Below are 21093 nucleotides of genomic sequence, written 5' to 3'. Positions count from 1 at the left end.
GGAGATAAAATGAAACGTTTAATTGGTGTGCTTTTCTTGAGTATCTGTATAATATTTAGCTTGTCACCAATTACTTTTGCTCAAGAGGAAAGAATTTCTGTTCTTGTGGATGGTTTACCAACAAACTTTGATGTAGAACCGATAATTGAAAACGGACGCACCTTGGTTCCATTTCGTGCTATTGCAGAGGACTTAAATGTAAAAGTTGAATGGGACGGTGGCAGTCAAACAATAAATGCTACAGATAAAGGGACAAGCATTCAGCTACAAATTGGCAGCAGCACAGCATACATAAATGAAATGGCTGTAACACTAGACGTTTCTCCACAAATTATTAATGGAAGGACTCTGATTCCACTTCGCTTTTTTAGCGAAGCTTTTAATTGTAATGTAGAATGGATTGGCTCTAGAAATGAAGTGAAAATTATATCTGCACCTGCTGAGATGAAAGTCATAGGTTTTTACGCCCTTGGTGATACTAGGACAAGCAGTTGGACTAATCTTTTTGGAGCGCCATATCCAGAAGCTGCTAAAGGAAATACTGATGTGGTAGATGAATTAGCTTTTGGTTGGTACAGCATGGATAGAGAAGGCAATCTGCTTCTTAACAGTAAAACTGGTTGGCAAAGGCCAGCTGGGTGGGAGGCTGTTCTAACAACTGCCTACGACTTTAATTTGGCTACGGAAATGTTAATACACATTACCAATGGTGATGGTACCATTTCCTCTATAATAGCAAATGAGGAAGCAATGAAAAATTCTATTAATAGCATTTTAGCAGAAGTAGTAATGTATGGAGGGGTTAATCTTAATTTCGAGAGTCTAGGGCTTTCTGAAAAAGGAGAAGCCTTGTTAGATGAACAAAAAAGGTTTACAAGGTTTGTTAGGCTTTTATCTGAAGAATTACACGCCAATAATAAAACCCTTACGCTGACAATTCATCCCCCCAATAGTGCATATAATGGATATGATTACAAGGCGTTGGGAGAAGTAGCAGACACTATTATTATTATGGCTTATGACTATGGACCCAAACCAGAACCTATAAATCGAGTGTTACAAGCTGTTGAAATGGCTATTGCTTATGTTCCAGCTGAAAAATTAGTACTAGGTATATCTGCTCCATACGAAACACCAGACAGCATTCTATCTAAAATAGGCATTGCGAAAAGATACAATTTGCAAGGAATAGCTTTATGGAGATTAGGCTTAATATCTACTGATATGTGGGATGTCTTGAAAATAGCAACACGCTAATTATTTTATAATAAGGCAGTAGATCCGGGACGTGTTGGAGAGTAGTGAACAAATGAGGGAGTATAGCCGTCAAACAAGTATAGGCGATAACTAGAAAGGATGAAATAATATGAATCTAAGACCTGTCAAAAAATACAAGGCTCCCACATATCCGGAAAAATCTGTATTGTTAGAGAATCCCGATCTGTTAAAGACAGTCCCAATAAGATGGAAGGGTAATATCTATATTGGTGCTGCACTAACTTCGATTTTGGCTTTTTCATTGGTTGGCTGCAGCACATCGACTGACGAGGGTGGATCAATTTCAAAAAGTCAGCTCAACAAAGTAGCAGTAGCTCCCATTTTTGAAAATGGCAATGGAAGGGGAAGCTTTGGTTGTGTATCTGTGGCACCCCCGTCATTTTTATCAGAGGAAGAAGCCTTTGATGTGATACAGGCAGAGGCAGGAAAATATAATATTGTGTTTGAAAGAAAAGCTCTTGATTTAAAGGGAGTGGAAATCCCTGAAACCAAATTCTATTTAGGAGATGGGAAAGCAATAGATGCTACAAGAAGGGGAGATCTTACATTAGACGGATACGATGCTTCAAAAAAAATAGGCTTTGAATTTGTATCAAGAGAAGATTATGAACAATGGCAGAAAAAGCAGGACATAAGGTCATCGGTAGATGATTTTGACTTTTTATCTACTGCAAAGCTGCTGCAGCAGGGAACAAATGGGAAAAATGGTGATTTTAACCTGGGAATATTCTATAATCCCATGACACCCTATGAGGAATTGAGGGAGCTAGGTATTGAACAATATGACTATGCAGAAATGGAGCTAAAAACCAAGGAATTGGCATCAGCCGAGCTGAGAGAGCAAGTAAAGGGTTTTCTTGAGTGGCTTAAAGCTCAGGAAATCATATAGGTGATGGATGATGCATTATACATTACATTTATCAAATAACTGCAACATGGCTTGCAAATACTGTTATGTGGACAAGGGTCATATCCTTAAAATGAATAAAGAGACGGTTGTAAAAACGGTGAATATGGCGGCAAATGAAAAAAATTCTGTGGGCATCATATTTTTTGGAGGAGAACCCCTTTTATGCAAAGATATAATTTATGAAACTGTAGAATACTGCAGGTGGATGGAAAAAAACAATGATTGTAGATTTCACTATAAGGTTACCACTAATGGGCTTTTACTGGATGAAGCATTTATGGAGTTCTCCTTAAAGCATAATCTTTTTATTGCCCTAAGCCATGACGGTGTACAAGAAGCCCATGACAAGCACCGCGTGGATAATGATGGTCGTGGAACATTTAAGAAGCTTAGCAGCAAAATGGAGCTGCTGCTTTCACAACGTCCCTATGCACCTGTACTTATGGTGGTCAATCCAGATACGGTGGATTTGTATGCTGAATCAGTTCAATATCTGTATCAGAGAGGCTTTAGGTATTTAATATGTTCATTAAATTATGCTGCAGTATGGACGGATAGGGATATGAAGAAATTAGAGAAACAGTACAAGGAGCTGGCAGCTTTTTATCTGGAAATGACACTAGCAGAAAATAAATTTTATCTTAGTCCCTTTGAGGTTAAAATAAGTTCTCATATTAACGGTCAAACATATGGAAAAGAACGCTGTGAGCTAGGAAAAAAACAAATATCGGTTGGTCCTGATGGTACATTATATCCATGTGTTCAATTTGTCGGTGAAAAGGACAGCACCATTGGTAATGTGGATGCTGGTATAATCGAGAAAAGAAGGGAGGCTCTCTACACACTAAATGAAGTTGAAAAGAAAGAGTGTGGTGAGTGTGCAATCAGAAACCGCTGCAATCATCATTGCGGATGCTTGAATAAGCAGGCAACAGGCAGTATAGAAAAGGTTTCACCAGTATTATGTGCCCATGAGAGAATCCTCCTGCCAATTGCCGATAAACTGGCAAAAAAGCTTTATAAAAAACGAAATCCCATGTTTATTCAAAAGCATTATAATGACATGTATCCCCTACTTTCATTGATAGAGGATCGGAAAAGTAGTTAATGCCAATTACATAGTAACAGAATTTTTGATACACGAAAAATGTAGGATATCAGGGAAAGGAGACAGTATGAAAAGGGTACTCTTTATCTTGCTGATGATAAGTCTATTAACAATTAGCTGTACGATGAACCAACGGGAGGAACTTCCTGAACAAAACAATATTCCATCCCAAGCGGAACATAGTGGAGATAAATCCCAGCTGCCTGATATATCGCACTATTCACAACGGTTTATAAAGGCACATTTAGCAGAATTGAAAGATATATCCTTAGAAACGTGGTCTCCTGACCAACAGAAGGTTGCTTATATTGTTGCTGACCAGCTTAAAGAAACGGGTGGAATTTTTATTTGGCAGGTTGGAGAAAAGGAGCCTAATGCTGTCTCAGAAATAGAGGGTAAGATTGATGGGTTCTATTGGTCTCCGAATAGTAACTACGCTATTGCAGATATAGGGATGTCCTCTTTACGCCTGGGTGAGATTTTAGATGCTCAAACATATACCAAGGTGAACAGTATCAATTATGTAGGAAAACCAGTTTGGTCACCTGATGGGAATTGGCTGGCTCTCGGGCAGGTGCGTTATCTTAACCCCCCTATTGAATGGGAGTTAGACGGAACTGTAGATCTAGTCATGTATAATATTAATAGTAAAGAAACTAAGATTATAAAAAAGGCAAATCAGAAGGAGCATTTTAGGCCGCTGCACTGGCATGAGGATGGAGTATTAGAGTATGCTTATAACCAGATGGATGGAAATTCCCATCGACAGTGGTATCCACCGGAGGATGGAACTCTAGAAGTTGCATTCAAAAATAAGATTTTGCAAAAATATACATCACCTTCAGGCAAAAATGAACTTATCCTGGTCAAAAACGGAGGAGGCTATAATGCTTATTGTCAGAATGGAAAATATTTTGCACTAGTCAAAAAATATTCCTATGCAGGTAGTCTTCCAGACCTAAGCTGGTCTCCACAGGAAAAATATCTGATATTAGGGACTGGGCCTTCAAAAATTTCTACTGGCTATGTTTTTGATATTATTAATGGTAAGGGAGTAGGGTCAGTTGATTACTTATCAGGGCCACTTTGGTCACCAAATGGCAATTATTTTACCTATACCAGGCGTGGAGATGATATCCCAAATGCAAATGCTGAAGGACTTTATTTCACAAGCGATCTAAATATTTATGATCTGGAATTAGTAGGCTATTCAACTTGTATTCTTAAAGGAACAGAGGATTTTTATTATACAGCTGAGGACTGGGATCAAGACGGTGTAGAGTACTCTAGGAGATCCAATGCTACTGGTGAAGCTATGGAAAATGGGAAATATATCTATGCCCGCAATATAATCTCCTGGAATCTTGATACAGGAAATAGGGAGGTTCTGGAGACATTTGCTGGGCAAAAGTATGACAATTTTAACTATTCCACAGATAGGAAGTGGATTTCTTTTATTAAGCACCTTCCTAGTGCTGGTGATGCTTTTCCTGGGATGCCAGCTGTCTATAATGTTGAAACAGGAGAAATAAGGGAACTGGATATGGTATTTCAAGCAGTAGGTGGTTGGCTGAAAACCTCATGGTTTAATCACTCCCCCAAGGTTATCACTAACCAGCAAAACCTATTAGATATAAATTCATGGGAAATGACAGAGATTAAGGTGGCACAAAACGAGTGGATTTTGGGTGCCAAACCTGCCCCTGATGATACAAAAATTGCAGTATTTTCTTATTATCATGGGGAAAACACATATGATGTTATGGGACTACCCCTCAACTTATATATTATGGACAGTAAGGGAAAAAGGATTCTTACCAAGTATGAAACAGACATATTACCATATTTTAACAACAACATTCAAGGTCTCCTGCCTGTTAATTTTACATGGCTGGATAATGGCACTTTGCTGTTAGAAAACTGGCGGGAACAATGGGAAGGCATATGTGACCTTGTAAAGATTGATATAAAAACAGGTAAAACCACCAGGCTGAAGCAAAATGTTCATGCTCCTACTGTTGCACCAGATAATAGCAAGATAGCAGTCGTAGAACTGAATGGAAGTAGTAGATATTCTTCAAAAAATATTAGGATCATAGATGCTAATGGTGATCTTATTACAAGCTTAAACTGTGTAGATTTTGAGTTGGACTTTTTTAATACAAAAATGATCTGGAGCAATGACTCAACGAAGCTGGTGATTAAGGGCTATAAAGAGGAAAATAATGTAAACAGGCAGCATGTAGTTGTTTATGATATGGAAGTTGGAAGCGGCAAAGTGGCAAAACTTAGTGATAATGAGTTAAATTATGATCAAAAAGAGTTTCTTCAGGTTAGTGATGATGGGATGGAAATTGTGCTTTCCCAAATGGGCAGTCTAGAGAAATTTGCAAAATGAAGTAGTTATATTATGGTAAATAATATTATGAAATAAATATGGAGATTTATGTATAGAGAAGGAAAAGATTAGAAAAAAATAGAATAGGAGTATAAACATAAAATTGCCTAAATTGTGGGAGTGATAGCAGATTAAGCTCTTGATAAATTTAAATCACAAATATGATTTTTGGAAAATAAAGGAGCATCAGATTCAAAGAATTAAAGAATCTTTACCTGATATTGATGTAGCTGTTTACCATAATAAAATGGATGATATCTCCCAGATGATTTCCGATGCACACATATATTTTGGGTGGTCATTTCAAGTTAAATGGCTGGATGTGTCAAAAAATCTCAAATGGATTACTACTCCTTCTGCTGGAGCAGATTACATAGAATCCCCTGAAATTAAAGAATCGGGTATTCTTTTTACGACCTCTTCCGGGTATCATGGTTATCCCATGGCACAGCATGCAATGGGATTCATATTAGGATTTTCTAGGGGAATAATATACTCATCTAGGGCGCAGACTGTTAAACAGAACTATAGATCTGATGTGGCAGATGAATTCTTTGATATCAAAGGTACTAGTATGGCTATAATTGGATGCGGTTCAATAGGGACGGAACTGGGAAAAATGGCTAAAGGTTTCGGAATGAAAGCCTATGGTATAAGACGTATTGTACCAAATAATAAGACTCAAGACGATATAATTTGGGCAAATATGGACAAGATTCCTCATATTTTACAAGATTGCAAAATAGTTGTAAACCTTTTGCCAAAATTAGAAACAACCTTTATGTTTTTCAATAAGGAAATGTTTCAGAATATGAATAAAGGTACAGTTTTTATTAATCTTGGTAGAGGAAGTACCGTAGATGAGGATGCTCTTCTTTGGGCATTAGATGAAGGAATTATTTCTTGGTGTGGGTTGGATGTACTATCTCAGGAACCTGCTCCAGTAGAACATCCACTTAAAAACCATTCAAGAGTGGTGGTAACACCCCATTCTGCAACCTTTACCAATTACTTTATGGACAATGCAGTAGATTATTTTATTGAACAATGTAAAAAGTATATATCTGGTGGAGAAATGAATAATATTGTTTATCAATAACAAAAAATAATTGTTTATGGAGGTTTTTATATGAATATGAAAATTACTGATAGTGTTACTTGGGTAGGAAAAGTTGATTGGGAGCTTACACATTTTCATGGACAAGAATTAAGTACACACAGAGGATCTAGTTACAATTCATATTTGGTCAAAGATCAGAAAAATGTTTTGATTGATACCGCGTGGACGCCTTTTGCCCATGAGTATGTGGACAACTTAGAAAAAGCAATAGATCTAAAAGATATTGATTTTATTGTGGCTAACCACTCAGAAGTTGACCATAGTGGAGCGCTTTCTGAATTAATTAAGAGGATACCAGATGTTCCTATCTATTGTTCCAAAAATGGTGCTAAGATGATAAAAGCACAGATGCATCAGGATTGGAATTTCCAAATAGTAAAAACAGGAGACAAGCTAGATTTAGGTGATAAACAGCTAATGTTTATAGAAGCTCCAATGCTTCATTGGCCAGACAGCATGTTTTGTTATCTCACAGGAGATAATATTCTCTTTAGTAATGATGCATTCGGTCAACATTATGCAACAGAAGTTCTTTTTAATGATTTAGTAGATAAAGATGAGCTAATAGCTGAAGCAATCAAGTATTATGCAAACATATTAACTCCATTTAGTAAGTTTGTTCCCAAAAAAATTAACGAAATTGTTGATTTCAATGTACCCCTAGATATCATATGTCCAAGTCATGGTGTCATCTGGCGCGATAACCCAATGCAGATTGTTGAGCTTTATGCCAAGTGGGCAGATGATTATCAGGAAAATCAAGTTACTATTATTTATGATACCATGTGGAATTCAACTAAGAGAATGGCAGAGGCTATAGCTAATGGACTTAAAAAAACTGATGAAACAATGAAAGTGAAATTGTACAATATAGCTAAATCTGATAGAAATGATGTTATCACAGAAATCTTTAAATCAAAAGCTGTATTGTTTGGTTCTTCTACTATCAACAGGGGCATTTTATCCCATATTGCAGGATTGCTTGAGGAAATTAAGGGCCTCGGCTTTAAAGGTAAAAAGGCTGCAGCCTTTGGTTCTTATGGTTGGAGTGGTGAATCTGTAGAGGTAGTGACTAAGAGATTAGAAGAAGCTGGTTTTGAAATAGCAAATCAAGGTCTGAAAGTCTTATGGAATCCAGATAACGAAATGATTTCTAAATGTGAGGAATTTGGTAAAAGCTTTCTATAAGGGCGATTCTTGAGATAATATTTTTCACAACCAATAAGAATACTCACTACTTTAGCAAATAATGTTTATATTTCAGGTCAAAAAAGCCTACCTTTACTTAAAGTAAAGGTAGGCTTTGCTTATCCTATATTTAGACTACTAACAATAAAGGCCCCCTGTTTTTCGTATACTATTAGAAGTTTTCTTTATATCGATTTCTACTTAACCACAAGTACTGGGGACTTACAGCTTTGAACTACATAGTTTGCAACACTACCAATGAGAGCCCTTTTAATACCAGTTAAACCTTTGCTGCCCATGATGACCATGTAGTAGTCACCAGAGTTGGCTGCCTGGCAAATCTCTTCTGCTGGATCACCTTCCTTGGCAATCATTTCAATTTGGATGTTTTCCTTTTCATAGAAACTCTTATAGCTTTCCAATAGATCTTTTGCTTGCTTCTTTTGTCTTTCCAATAATTCATCATAGTAAAAATGTGTTCCACTCCAGTGAATTGGAGCTGGAGCAGGTACTGCTACAGAAATAACTGTTATTTTTGCAGAAAGGGCTTTTGCAAGCTCAAGGGCTCTTTCAGCTGCCTTTTGAGCTGCATCTGAACCATCAACGGCAACTAGAATTTTTTTCATACTTATTTAACCTCCTTTGATAGAACAACCCACAAATAGTGTGGGTTACAAGTTTATCTAGTCTATTTTTTTAAATTTACTAGCAGGTGCACCACAGATAGAACATTTTTCAGGAGCACTATTTTCTACAATGTTTCCGCACACTTCACAAAGATAGAAATCAACGTCTTCTACTTTATCCATTTTTTCTAATGTTTTCTTAAACAGGCCACCGTGAACCTTTTCAGCTTCATTGGCAAGTTCAAAGGACCTTTGTGCTCTCTTGTTTCCTTCTTGTTTTGCTTCCTCTATGAATTCGGGATACATTTTCGTAAATTCATATGTTTCCCCTTCAACTGCAGCTTCAAGGTTTTCCTTAGTTGATTTAATTGCTCCTAATGTTCTAAGGTGTGCATGAGCATGAAGTGTCTCAGCTTCAGCAGTTGCTCTAAATAATTTAGCTATTATAGGATAGCCATCTTCATCAGCTTTTTTTGCAAAAGCTAAATATTTTCGATTAGCCTGGGATTCCCCAGCAAAGGCATCTTTTAAATTTTTTTCTGTACTCATTATTATTCCTCCAGTATACTAAGATTATATTATAGTAGTATAATAGTTATACAATTTTATCCAACAAAAGTCAAATCTACCTTTGAGTAGGAAGGTGTATTTATGGAGATAGAAAGACAGATTTTATTAGTTAGTGATGAGCTCATTCTGATATTTATTGGTTTGCTAGTTTGTATGTTAGGGTATTTAATTTGGTTTAAGCAAAAGATCGCTTTAATTGCTGGATACAAAGAGAAATATATCAAAGATAAAAAGGGCTTAAGCCAATTCATGGGTAAATGGCTCTTCACCATTGGAATTACTACAATGCTTATTCCTTTAGGCATAAGGGTGATTGACTACTATGTCTGGTGGCTGTATACCTTTATTATCTTAGTGGCAGCAATACGTATATACTTTAGAACTCCGTATTATTATAAAAAGAAGTGAACTCGTTCACCCAAAGCTGAACATAGGGGAATTAGATGGAGACTCTACTCCACCTGATTTAGCCAAATTGGGGAAATTCCTGGTTCTACTCACAGGTGTGTCCCCTTTCCTTATATCGAAGTGGGGGCCTTAACCTATTTAGAGTTTTGGATAAATTCCTTGGATCTTTAGATAGTTTACTTACGTGGAGGTTTTTGAAAACGAACATCATATTTCATATTGGCCCTAAATACTGCAATGACACTATAAAATATAGCTATCCCAAAAATTATGGGTGGGGCATATGGAATATGGACTACAAAGGGTACCATAAGAAAAAGTACACCAAGAACCATACACAGCCAAAACATTTCCTTTGCGAGTCCCTCTGCGTTGGTAATGTTACCTTTTTTAGAGCTGATCCTATAACCGGCCATTAGGTTATACATCTTTTGATAACGTATGAGATAACCAATTACAAAGAATACAATTGCTATAAAATAGAATACTTTCATGTTATCTGGTGCATTTGCACCTTCCTCCCTTCAGTACATGTTTTTTGTATGAAGCTTACTGATTATCCATCTAGCTCAGAAGACAGAAGACAGAGTTCAGAAGAAAACGGCACTTTTGCATTTTAGTAAAAAAATCATTGAAAGGTTGATGGCAATGAATATATTGGGTATAGCTTGTAGCCCAAGACCTAGGGGTAACAGTACAATCCTCTTAGAAACAGCAATTGATTACCTAGGAAGCCAAGGAAATAAAACAAATATAGTACGTTTAAGGGAGCTAAAATTTAAACCTTGTATAGGTTGCGAATCATGCTCTAAAACAGGCATCTGTATATTTAAAGATGACCTAGTTGACCTGTTCCAAAAGATAGAAGATACAGACAAGCTTATCATAGCTGCTCCAGTATTTTCAATGAATATAAATGCATTGGCTAAAGGAATGATTGATCGAGCACAGATGTATTGGGCTCGAAAATATGTGTTGAAGGTTAATGAAAAACCACCCAAGCCTGGAATGTTTATTTCAACTGCTGGTATGAATCTCCAAGGCGTACACGATTGCTCTAAAAAGACCATCAAATACTTTTATAAAATGTTAGATGTAAAATACAAACTTGAGTTCTTTGTAAATCAGGTAGATCCTCCTGGAGAAATACTTTCAAAACCTGATAAATTAACAAAATTCAAAGACATGCTTAAAACTTTTTAGAGAGATGTCCAAGCATTTCTGTGATAGCCCTTTGAGCTGCAAAGGCTGTAATATCTGAGCAGTCCAAGGGTGGTGACATTTCCACAAGGTCCATTCCAACAAGAGGTAGCTTGGAAAAGACTCTAAGAAGTTCAAGTAGTTCTCTTGAACTGATACCACCTGACTTGGGTGTGCCCGTACCTGGAGCAAAAGCAGGGTCAAGTATATCAATATCAAGTGTCAGATAGATTTTGTTCAGTCCCGAAAGCTTTCGAACAATTTCCTCAGCAATGACTTTTGCACCAGTTTCAAAGAGCGTTCTAGAAGTGTAGATATTAGCATCCTTATCTTTAATGAATTCTAATTCTTGGGTTTCACAGGACCTAATACCCACAAAATATGTATTTTCGAGGGAAAAGGAATCAAGTTCTAGGCCTCTTCTATGGGTACAACCATGAGATAGGCTATTACCGTCCAATATGTTACATAAATCCAGATGGGCATCTAAATGTACAATGCCAACTGGTTCTGTGAACGCTCGGTTCATGGCTCTCAAGACAGGGATAGTGACTGAATGGTCACCACCGATGAAGATGGGAAAGGTTTTGCCAAATAGCATTGCGGCTTTCTCTTCAACCTGCTCAAAGTAATTTTCCTGGGACAATCCTTTAGGCAACCAATCTCCCAGATCAACTAAAGAAATACCAGATATGGGCTGTCCTTCTTCAGTACTTGGTGGGATATGATATGATATATCTCTTAACTTTTGGGGACCGAGGGCAGAACCTTTTCTATAACTGCTAGCTTCATCAAATGGTAAGCCTACAATAGTAAAATCTGCCTCCTGGGGTTTTAGATTTGGCTGATTTAACCCACCCCATAATTTTTCTTTGTCCATTAGATAACCCTCCAAATGTTTTAAGTAGTTAAGATTATGATATTAGTCTTTTTGGACTATAACCTTCCAGTAATGTCTCTTATTATATAGTAGAAGATAACAAACATCATTATAATATTAAATATTGCTAAGAAAAGTTTTGGATCGTAGTTTGGTTGAAAAAGTGAAAAGGCTAAGGGGATGACGTTTCCTAAAACAAATATCATGAAGAGCTGTTTATATTTACCCTTTCTCATGCAAATTAATCTCCTCTCTAAGAAATCGTGATAATCTTAGTGTAATAGTTAAATGGATATTTCAAGTATAATAGTATTATACCGCAAGATAATGTTTTTGAAAATTTTCTTACAAAACTAGAGCTTTTCTGATCTTTCTAAGTTAAGGCAAAGACTGGAACTTATCTCATTGATTTTTCGTCTATTGATTTGAATTCAATTATTGGGAGAGATGATTATGGAAAGGTATTCCAAGCCTATAATTATTATGATTGCCCTTGTGTTGGTTGTAGGCATTTTGTTCTTTATTAATAGAGACAGCGGTTCTATAGATACAGTAAGTGTCTTTGCAGCTGATGTTACTTTAGAAGCAGTTACCTACGATAATGCAGGGGTGGATTTAGGAACGAGCTTTATCCTAAAATCTATAGATGATATTAGCCTTAAATCTGTAGAAAATAATTTATCTGTTGAGCCTTCGACAAGTTTTACTCTAAAGCAAGGGGAGCAGGGTAGTGGAGAAGTTCAAATTGTTCCCAAAGAACCCCTCGAGCCCAATCAGATTTACAGGTTTTCTCTTGATGTAAATCATGGAGAGACTTTCAGATGGGCATTTCAAACAAAGGGTGATTTTAGGGTGGTTTCCACGTTGCCAAGGGACAAATCAAGTGGCGTTCCGGTGGATACAGGGATTGAGGTAGCTTTTAGCCATTTAGATTTTGACAAGATAGATGATTACTTTGAAATCCATCCCAAGGTAGAAGGAAACTTCGAAGTTCATAAAAAAACATTAGTATTTGTTCCAAAGAAATTAGAACCTTCAACATTATATACAGTAAAAATTAAAAGTGGATTAAATATTTCTAATAGTGATACAGAATTGACTGAGGACTATACATTCCAGTTTGAGACCCAGGAGGAAGGTAACAACACAGCAAAAAACAATGATTTATACTTGTATAAAAATACATATGAGTATACAACTGCGGATATTCCAGTAATAGGTATGAGCTATTACAGCAGGGATAATGTTAAAAGCCCTGATATAGATGTAGATATCTTTAAATATAAGGACTCAGAGCAATATATAAATGCCCTTAAGGAAAAAGCTAAGATACCCTATTGGGCTTACAGCAGTCGCAGGCATTATAGAGAAGATACCACAAAACTAACCCAAGTTACTAATTTTAGCACTCCTATAACGGGGGATTTCGAAAGCTATTTACTATTTCCAGATAAGCTTAATCAAGGGTTTTACTTAGCAGAATTATCATTTGGTGATGCCAAAAGCCAGGTATGGTTTCAGGTAACAGATCTTGGTATATACTCGGCGGAAACCCAGGATAAAACCCTTGTTTGGGTAAACGACCTGGCAAAAGGTATTCCTGTCAAGGGTGCAACAGTTCGTTCCCATGACAATCAAGAAACGGGCATTACCGATAAAAATGGTATAGCACTACTGGCATCCCCCCTTGAAAATACTGAAGATACTTACTTGTCTATTTCGCTGGGTAATCAGGAAAGTGTTGCAGCAGCTTATTCCGAATATTACACATACAGCCAGTTGGAAAGTGATCAAAAAGCAAGGCAGCAGTATTGGAAGTATATTTATTTGGATAGGGGACTGTATAAACCCGATGATATTGTCCAATTTTGGGGACTTATTAAGCCTCGTAAATCAGGTGTAAAAGCACCTGACGAAATAACAGTAGAATTAACAAAATGGGGAATGTGGGAGCAGTCCATTAGTATTACATCTATGAATCTTGTGATAAAAGATGATATTTTTAAAGGGAGTCTAGAGCTACCAAACCTTGCTCCTGGTTATTACTCTATATCAGTAAAGGATGGAGATAACACTATTGTTCAGGATGGATTTGAGGTGCAAACTTACACAAAACCAGCATATCAAATTGATGTAACTCCATCTAAGAAGGCCCTTTTTGTTGGAGAAAAGATGGAATTCAATATCTCTGCTGCCTTTTTTGAAGGTACTGGAGCTGCAAATCTGGCATTAAATTATCATATGGCTGGTAACAGTAGCCGAATTACTACAGACAATGAAGGAAAGGCATCAGTTGTTTACAACCCAAGATATGAGGAGAACGTTTATTCACCAATCCAGCATCAGAGTATCTATGTACGTACTGATTCTCCGGAAAGTGGTGAGATTTATACTGAAGAATCATTAGTGGTTCTTAATAATGACTTAATCATTGAGGGAAAGGGTCAAATTATAAACGACACGGCTGGTAGAATAGATGTTATTGTAAACAGGCTTACTCCTGAAAAGTATAACAGGGGAGAAGTGGAATTGTGGGAGAAAGATGCTTTTAAAGGAGCCATAGTTGCTAACCACATAATAAATGCTAAAGTGTATAGAGATGTATGGGAAAAACAGGAGGCAGGGGAATATTATGATTTTATAAATAAGAAGGTCGAGAAGAAATACAGTTATACCTACAGGAAAGAGCTTATTACAGAGGGTGAGTTTCTTACTGATGGAAGTGGGAAGGGTACATTTGAATTTACTGCGCAAAGAGATCAATCATACAAGGTAGAATTAAGGGCTGTAGATTTTAGAGGTAACCCGGCTTTTAGTGAAGTATATGTGAGAGGACCCCACTTTTTCAGAGAGTATGATTATCAGTGGTATCACTTAAAATCGGATAAGGAAAATAATAGATTTAAGTCTGAAGAAGAGGTTCTACTTACATTTATGAACAATGAGGTTCCATTAAACGATAGAATGAACAGCTTTTTATTCATCGATGCTAGAGAAGGTCTACTTAATCATAAAATTCAGGATAAACCTCTTTATCAAAATACTTTTAAGGATGAGCTAATACCAAATTATTATGTCAAGGGAGTTTTCTTTGATGGTAGGTACTATCATGAATCTCCTGAATTATTAGTTGCCTATGATGAAAAGGAAAAATCCATTGATGTTCAAGTAACTGCGGATAAAGAGGAATATAGACCAGGTGAAAAGGTAGAATTGCAGGTGGAGGTAACGGATAAAGGCGGAAAACCTGTTGCTGCCACAGTAAATCTAAATATTGTTGATGAAGCACTCTATGCCTTGCGCGACCAGAGTGTAAACATTCTATCATCTTTATATGGAGATTTCATTTCTTCCGGAATAAGAAAGACTGTACTTACTCATGAAATCCCTAAGGGCGGTTTTGGTGCAGAGCATGGTGGTGAAGGCGGATCAGATAGGAAGGATCTTAGAGATGCTGTTTTCTTTGATACAATAACCACTAGTAAAGATGGTAAAGCTGAAGTATCGTTTACATTACCAGACAATCTGACTTCATGGCGTTTGACTTATCAGGCAGTAACAAAAGACCTACGGGCAGGAAGTGCTTCTAAAAACATCAAGGTTAAACTTCCATTCTTTGTAGATATGGTTGCAAACGATTTATATCTTACAGGGGATAAACCAATTATTACAGTAAGATCTTTTGGAGATAAGCTATTTAATGGAGATACCGTAGATTTATCATTGAAGCTCCAAAAAGATAGCACCACGGTCTTTAATAAGAATGAATCAGCCGAGGCATTTAAAACAGTTAATTTTCCACTACCTGCTTTAGCAAAGGGGAATTATTCTCTTACTGTAACGGGTTCAACTAAAGGAGAATTATCTGATACATTAACATTAGCTTTCACAGTAAAGGATACTTTCAGAGAACAGCAGCATACTGATTTTTATTTGCTTGATGATAATACTAAGATAAGCGGAGCTGAAAATCATCTGACCACAGTCACAATTGCTGAATATGAGAAAAGTCAATATCTTAATATATTATTGGGCTTAACTGGCCAAATGGGAAATAGGATAGATCAGAAGCTGGCAGCAGTTGTTGCCAATGAATTGTTGCAGGAGTATTTTCCAGAAATAGAAGTTATGATAGCACAAGAACGTGAGGACTTTTTTAACTATCAAACACCAGAAGGCGGTTTAGCTTTATTACCATACTCAGATGCCGAGCTTGAATTGAGTGCAAAAATTGCAGGGTTAGCAGGATTATATGAAGAAGGCTATGACAGCATTTTGCTTGGTGAATATTTCCAAAGAATAGCAAATGATCCTAAAGAAACTCGGGAAAGAGGCATTGTTGCCCTATATGGACTGGCATCCATTGGAGAGCCTGTATTGCAGGAAATAAATATTGTATTAGAGCAGACTGATTTAACACATAAGGAAAAATCCTATCTGATACTAGCCTTAATTGAATTAGGTGATTGGCAGCTATCAAAAGAAATGCTGCAAGAGTTAATAGCAAATAGTTCCCAGGAGTTTGGCCCATTGCTTAGAATTAATACTGGCAAAGACCAGGATGATATTCTTGAAGTAACTTCTCTTGCTGCAATTGCGGCAGCCCGTCTAAATTTTGATGAAAAGAATAGGTTGCAGCAGTATATAATGGAAAACTTCACAACGGATATATTAACACATATAGAGCAATTGCTATATCTAAAGGCAACATTACCTGATATGGACAAAAAAGTAATTAGCTTTACTTATTCAATTGAGGGGAAAGAGGAAAAGGCTACCCTGCAGCTAGATGAAACATTAACACTAATGCTGACTCCAGAGGATTTAAGCACACTTAAATTTTATGATATCCAAGGAAAAATTGGCGCTACTTCAGTTTATTTAACTGAAACGGCGGATATATCAGTTTCAGAAATTGACGGCGTTAAAATAACGCGGTCATACAGTACACCAGATAATACAGGTCAGTTTAAAGTAAATAATCTTGTAAAGGTAAATATAAGCTATGAATTTGGTGATAAGGCATTAGATGGCACATATCTGATAACAGACTATTTGCCAGCAGGACTAAAGATAATTCAAAGACCATATATCTGGGGAATCAACGATATTAAGAATGGATATCCTGTTGAAGTTAATGGACAGAAGGTTGTATTTGCTGTATATGGCAAATCAACATATTCCTTAACATACTATACCAGGGTAATTAGTGGTGGTGAATTCTCAGCAGAACCTGCCCATATTCAACATGTAAGAAGCGGGAAAATATATCATAACACTCCTAGGGATACGGTGACAATTCAATGAAAAGAGGATTTCTTTTAATTCTAATACTTGGTTTAGGTTTGTGGATGATGGCTTTTAACACCAATGAATTTATTAATGAATTTACAACTCAAACTTCCGTTTATCCAAATGTATTTTTTGAGCCTAAGTCTTTTAGTTATAATGTAGATTTTAGTGAAATTAATAATAATGGCGTTCATATTGATGGGGCAGTTGTGCCCCATCATCTGCTTGCCCATGAGTTGATTGAAGGGGTTTTTCATGAATTGTATTCTCAGCAGCCTTCTACTATAATTCTCGTAGGCCCTAATCACTTTAATAAGGGTGAGAAGATACTTACCACAACCCTTGGCTGGCAAACACCATTTGGGATTGTAAAAAGCAACCGGGAGATTATTGAGGAACTAACTGCCTTGGGCTTAGTAAAGGTTACTGAGAAAGTTTTTGATTCAGAGCATTCCATGGGAAGCCTGATGCCCTTTATAAAGTATTATTTACCAGACACTAAAGTGGTTCCAATAATTTTACATCATGATGTATCACGACAAGAAGCCATGAATCTCGGAATATCTATAGCAGAATTTTTGAAAGATGACAAATGTATTATAATAGCTTCTGTGGATTTTTCCCACTACCTTACTAGGGATGAAGCGCAAAAACGAGATAGGGAAACCATCCATGCCTTATACTCAAAAAATTTGGGAAGGATTTTCTCGATGGGTAATGAATATTTAGACTCACCAGCATCTATAGGTGTATTGTTTTCAGCAATGGAGAATTTAGAGGTTAACGAATTTAAAATGCTTGACAATACAAATTCAGGGATATTGTTAAATAATGATATAATAGAGACTACAAGTTATGTTACTTTGATATTTAGTAAAACCAATCTAGAATAGTAACACTTACTTAAATTAAATTTCTTGATATTAACTAGGTGGTGAAGATTAGTGTCCCAAATTATCTACAGGGGTAGGGTATGGGAGATAGACTTTTTTAGAGGAATTGCACTTATTTCAATGATAGTATTCCATCTAATATGGGATTTAAATGAGTTTTATAATTATCCAATTGAGTATAGTAGTGGCATTGTCTATGCATTAGGAAAGTTTTCTGCCTATTTATTCATTATAATTACAGGCATTAGCTGTACCTTTAGCAGAGGCAATATGAGGCGTGGATTAAAACTTATTGCTGTAGCCTTGGTAATTACAATTGCAACTTATCTTTATGACCCTAGGGCATTTATAGCCTTTGGAATTCTACATTTTTTGGGTGTTAGTGTACTGCTTTATCCTATCTATAATAAACTAAATAAATCATTGTTGCTGTTGACAGGTACAATGATGATTCTTGTAGGACAAGCTATTCTGACCATACCCATGTCTCATGATTACTTGATTTTCTTAGGTTTAACAAGTCCAACATACTATGCGCTAGATTATTATCCGTTACTTCCCTATTCAGGTATCTTTTTATATGGGATATTTTTTGCACGAATTTTATATCCTACAAAACAGACTCTTTTTAAAGTAAATCTAGATAACAATCCTATTTCATTCATTGGTAAAAAAACATTGATAGTATATTTGCTGCACCAGCCTATTATGCTAGCAATATTGTATATATTATCAACCCTTAAGATAATATGAGTTGGGTGTGTCCATTAAAATTATTTGGAGGTTTTTCAAGGAAGCAGCAGAACCGTCCATACGCTTCCAGTTAGGAGGACAATAATGGAAATTGATATTAGCAAAGTGGACTTATGGGAAGATCTTTGGGAAAAGGCTAGGAGAAACTCTAATTCTAAGGGTGGGGTTTCTGGGTATCAAGAATACCCTGTTAAGAAATGGAATAAAAGAGCTACTAGTTATGCAAAACAAACACAGGGCAAAACAATGAATAGAAGATGGATTTCTGTAAGAAATTTTCTAGAAAAATCTGGCATTGACTTAGAGGATATAAGAGGCATGAAAATATTAGATATTGGAGCTGGTCCAGGAAACTTTGCTATTCCCTTTGCCGAAATGGGAGCTAATGTATGGGCTTTAGATCCTGCAGAGAAGATGATAGATATTTTAGAAAAAGAGATGACTAAAGATAAGATTACTAATATTCAAACACTAACAGAAAAATGGGAAGATATTAATCTGCAAGCAATGGGATGGAAAAAGTACTTTGACTTTGTTTTTGCTTCTATGTCGCCCGGAATTAATAACCGGGAGACAATCCAAAAAATGATTGAAGCTTCAAAAGGTTATTGTTATCTAAGCAGTTTTGCAGGTGCTAGAGAATACCCACTCCAGGAAAAAATTGCAAAAGAGATTTTAGGAGAAAATTACAAAACTTATTCACCTAATATCATATATCCATTTAACTTATTATATGCAATGGGATATTTGCCAAATATTTCCTTTGAGGAGAGTAATAGTCAAAGAGAGGTTGATTTAGGGGATATTTTTGTTGAAATCATAAGCCATATTGGAATGTATACAGAAATAGATACAAAAACAGAAAACAGGGTGAAGCAATTTCTTTTGGATAAGGCTAATGATGGAAAAATTATTAAGAAAACACAGAGTAGAATTGGGATGATGTTGTGGCAGGTCTAAGTATACGGGGGTGAAAGATTTGGATATTGAAGCTCTTATAAAGGAAAATCATGTTCTTCAGCAAATTTTCATTCATGTAGATGTAGGTATTACAGCAATAGATGCAAATGGAGTATTTATCTATTATAACCCTGTTGCAGAGGATCTTGATGGTTTAAAAGCAGAAGATGTAATTGGTAAACATATAACCGAAGTTTATCCTAACCTTTATAATAATAGCACTTTATTTGAGGTACAAAAAACCGGGAAACCGATTATTGAGAGAGTTCAAACATATGAAACAAGACAAGGTAAGGTAGTAAATATATTATGTTCAACCTTTCCACTAACATTCAAAGGAAAGACCATTGGTTCCTGCGATTTAGCCAGAGATATTACCAATGTTAAGCAATTATCTGATCAGAATATTGCATTAAAAGAGGAATTGCTTAAAAGGGTTAGAACAAAACGAAAGGTTAAAAATACTGGAGCAAAATATACCTTTAATGACATAATTACCAATAACGAAAACTTTATGATGTTAAAAGATATAGCAAACAGAGTAGCAAAAAGTGTCTCTCCAATTCTCATATATGGAGAAACAGGCACAGGAAAAGAACTTTTTGCGCAAGCTATCCATAACCATGGAAATAGGCTAGGTCCCTTTATAGCACAAAATTGTGCCGCTCTTCCCGCTTCTTTGTTGGAGAGTATACTATTTGGAACAATTAAGGGTAGCTTTACTGGAGCTGAAGATAGAATGGGATTATTGGAATTAGCAGATGAAGGAACCCTATTTCTTGATGAAGTAAACTCCATGCCTCTAGAACTTCAAAGTAAGATCCTTAGGTTTTTACAGGAGGGAACTTTTAGGCGAGTAGGTGATATTAAGCTACAAAAGGTAAATGTGAGAATCATAGCATGTTCTAACATAGAACCCCTAGAAGCTGTAAAATTGAAACAACTCCGGAATGATCTATACTATAGGCTCAATGTTATTTATCTACAGATACCTCCTCTAAGGGAGAGAATGTCTGATATCCCGATGCTAATAGATTATTTTATTTCCCACTACAATAAAAAATTAGGAATAGATGTGACGGGTGTTAATTCCAATGTTATATCTATATTTAATAAATATACGTGGCCAGGTAACGTCAGAGAGCTTCAACATTGTATAGAACATGCTATGAATGTAGGATTAGGAAAATGGATTAGAATTGAAGACTTGCCTTTGAATATTCTAAAAAATGCTTCAATTAATCCTAATTTACAGTATAAAGATGGCATTATAAATTTCTCTAAGAACAAATCATTAAAAAACACCCTTAATGAAGTTGAAAAGAAAATAATTTGCGAAATCTTAAAAGAATGCAATGGCAATATAAGTAAAGCAGCTAAAATACTCGAAATGCCACGTCAAACATTGCATTATAGATTAAAGGTATTAGGTAATTTTGACCCTAACTGTTTATCCGATGACTATCACCGCTAGCCTTGCATGGGTTCAGCTATGCTAGTGAACTCGTT

At 36.2% G+C, this 21093-nt stretch carries 18 protein-coding genes; 13 read left to right on the top strand and 5 right to left on the bottom strand.

All coding sequences use genetic code 11. From position 1 onward, the window contains the following. The first annotated feature begins 9 nt into the window (after positions 1 to 9). From APF76_11075 to APF76_11050, 6 genes are all read left to right on the top strand, one after another. Positions 10 to 1257, top strand: coding sequence for a copper amine oxidase (locus APF76_11075; GenBank protein ID KUO50246.1), 1248 nt, complete (start codon positions 10 to 12; stop codon positions 1255 to 1257). 109 nt (positions 1258 to 1366) lie between these two features. Beyond that, positions 1367 to 2167 carry a hypothetical protein gene (locus tag APF76_11070; protein ID KUO50245.1) on the top strand — a complete coding sequence of 267 codons (801 nt, stop codon included), beginning with the start codon at positions 1367 to 1369 and terminating at the stop codon, positions 2165 to 2167. Between the two features lie 10 nt (positions 2168 to 2177). Beyond that, complete coding sequence (locus APF76_11065) at positions 2178 to 3296, top strand: radical SAM protein (protein ID KUO50244.1); 1119 nt, start codon at positions 2178 to 2180, stop codon at positions 3294 to 3296. A gap of 67 nt (positions 3297 to 3363) precedes the next feature. Then, complete coding sequence (locus APF76_11060; GenBank protein KUO50243.1) at positions 3364 to 5694, top strand: hypothetical protein; 2331 nt, start codon at positions 3364 to 3366, stop codon at positions 5692 to 5694. 139 nt (positions 5695 to 5833) lie between these two features. Further along, positions 5834 to 6793: a hypothetical protein gene (locus tag APF76_11055; protein ID KUO50242.1), complete on the top strand. Its 960-nt coding sequence runs from the start codon at positions 5834 to 5836 to the stop codon at positions 6791 to 6793. A gap of 30 nt (positions 6794 to 6823) precedes the next feature. Next, positions 6824 to 8002, top strand: a complete 1179-nt coding sequence (locus tag APF76_11050) for an MBL fold metallo-hydrolase (GenBank protein ID KUO50241.1) — start codon at positions 6824 to 6826, stop codon at positions 8000 to 8002. A 197-nt stretch (positions 8003 to 8199) separates the two neighbouring features. Here the strand turns inward: APF76_11050 and APF76_11045 are convergent, their stop codons facing one another. Both APF76_11045 and APF76_11040 read right to left on the bottom strand, forming a co-directional pair. Continuing rightward, the gene (locus APF76_11045) at positions 8200 to 8628 is read right to left on the bottom strand and encodes a hypothetical protein (GenBank protein ID KUO50240.1); all 429 of its coding nucleotides are present in this window, start codon (positions 8626 to 8628) and stop codon (positions 8200 to 8202) included. A gap of 57 nt (positions 8629 to 8685) precedes the next feature. Beyond that, entirely contained in the window at positions 8686 to 9177 is a 492-nt protein-coding gene (locus tag APF76_11040; GenBank protein KUO50239.1) for a rubrerythrin, read from the bottom strand. A gap of 102 nt (positions 9178 to 9279) precedes the next feature. On the opposite strand from APF76_11040, the gene APF76_11035 reads away from it, so the two are divergent. Then, entirely contained in the window at positions 9280 to 9606 is a 327-nt protein-coding gene (locus APF76_11035) for a hypothetical protein (protein KUO50238.1), read from the top strand. 176 nt (positions 9607 to 9782) lie between these two features. Here APF76_11035 and APF76_11030 read toward each other — a convergent pair whose 3' ends face one another. Then, positions 9783 to 10100: a hypothetical protein gene (locus APF76_11030; GenBank protein ID KUO50237.1), complete on the bottom strand. Its 318-nt coding sequence runs from the start codon at positions 10098 to 10100 to the stop codon at positions 9783 to 9785. A 148-nt stretch (positions 10101 to 10248) separates the two neighbouring features. Between APF76_11030 and APF76_11025 the strand changes: the two genes are divergently transcribed. Then, complete coding sequence (locus APF76_11025) at positions 10249 to 10809, top strand: hypothetical protein (GenBank protein ID KUO50385.1); 561 nt, start codon at positions 10249 to 10251, stop codon at positions 10807 to 10809. On the opposite strand, the gene APF76_11020 is transcribed toward APF76_11025, so the two are convergent. After that, on the bottom strand, positions 10796 to 11686 hold the full coding sequence (locus APF76_11020) for a hypothetical protein (GenBank protein KUO50236.1): 891 nt from the start codon (positions 11684 to 11686) through the stop codon (positions 10796 to 10798). The two genes, APF76_11025 and APF76_11020, sit on opposite strands and share 14 nt — an antisense overlap. 56 nt (positions 11687 to 11742) lie before the next feature. Continuing rightward, positions 11743 to 11922 carry a hypothetical protein gene (locus APF76_11015; GenBank protein ID KUO50235.1) on the bottom strand — a complete coding sequence of 60 codons (180 nt, stop codon included), beginning with the start codon at positions 11920 to 11922 and terminating at the stop codon, positions 11743 to 11745. A gap of 217 nt (positions 11923 to 12139) precedes the next feature. On the opposite strand from APF76_11015, the gene APF76_11010 reads away from it, so the two are divergent. From APF76_11010 to APF76_10990, 5 genes are all read left to right on the top strand, one after another. Next, the gene (locus APF76_11010; GenBank protein ID KUO50234.1) at positions 12140 to 16993 is read left to right on the top strand and encodes a hypothetical protein; all 4854 of its coding nucleotides are present in this window, start codon (positions 12140 to 12142) and stop codon (positions 16991 to 16993) included. Then, positions 16990 to 17871: a hypothetical protein gene (locus tag APF76_11005; protein ID KUO50233.1), complete on the top strand. Its 882-nt coding sequence runs from the start codon at positions 16990 to 16992 to the stop codon at positions 17869 to 17871. The genes APF76_11010 and APF76_11005 overlap by 4 nt, the downstream gene beginning before the upstream one ends. A gap of 51 nt (positions 17872 to 17922) precedes the next feature. Continuing rightward, positions 17923 to 18624, top strand: a complete 702-nt coding sequence (locus APF76_11000; protein KUO50232.1) for a hypothetical protein — start codon at positions 17923 to 17925, stop codon at positions 18622 to 18624. 84 nt (positions 18625 to 18708) lie between these two features. After that, positions 18709 to 19584 (top strand): hypothetical protein, encoded by an 876-nt coding sequence (locus APF76_10995; GenBank protein ID KUO50231.1) that lies wholly within the window; start codon positions 18709 to 18711, stop codon positions 19582 to 19584. 25 nt (positions 19585 to 19609) lie between these two features. Continuing rightward, positions 19610 to 21058, top strand: a complete 1449-nt coding sequence (locus APF76_10990) for a hypothetical protein (GenBank protein KUO50384.1) — start codon at positions 19610 to 19612, stop codon at positions 21056 to 21058. Positions 21059 to 21093 lie beyond the last annotated feature (35 nt).

It is taken from the genome of Desulfitibacter sp. BRH_c19, from assembly GCA_001515945.1.
Classification (GTDB): domain Bacteria; phylum Bacillota; class DSM-16504; order Desulfitibacterales; family Desulfitibacteraceae; genus Desulfitibacter.
The sequence above is the reverse complement of the archived record's forward strand: the minus strand, read 5'-3'. Positions and strand labels throughout refer to the sequence as shown.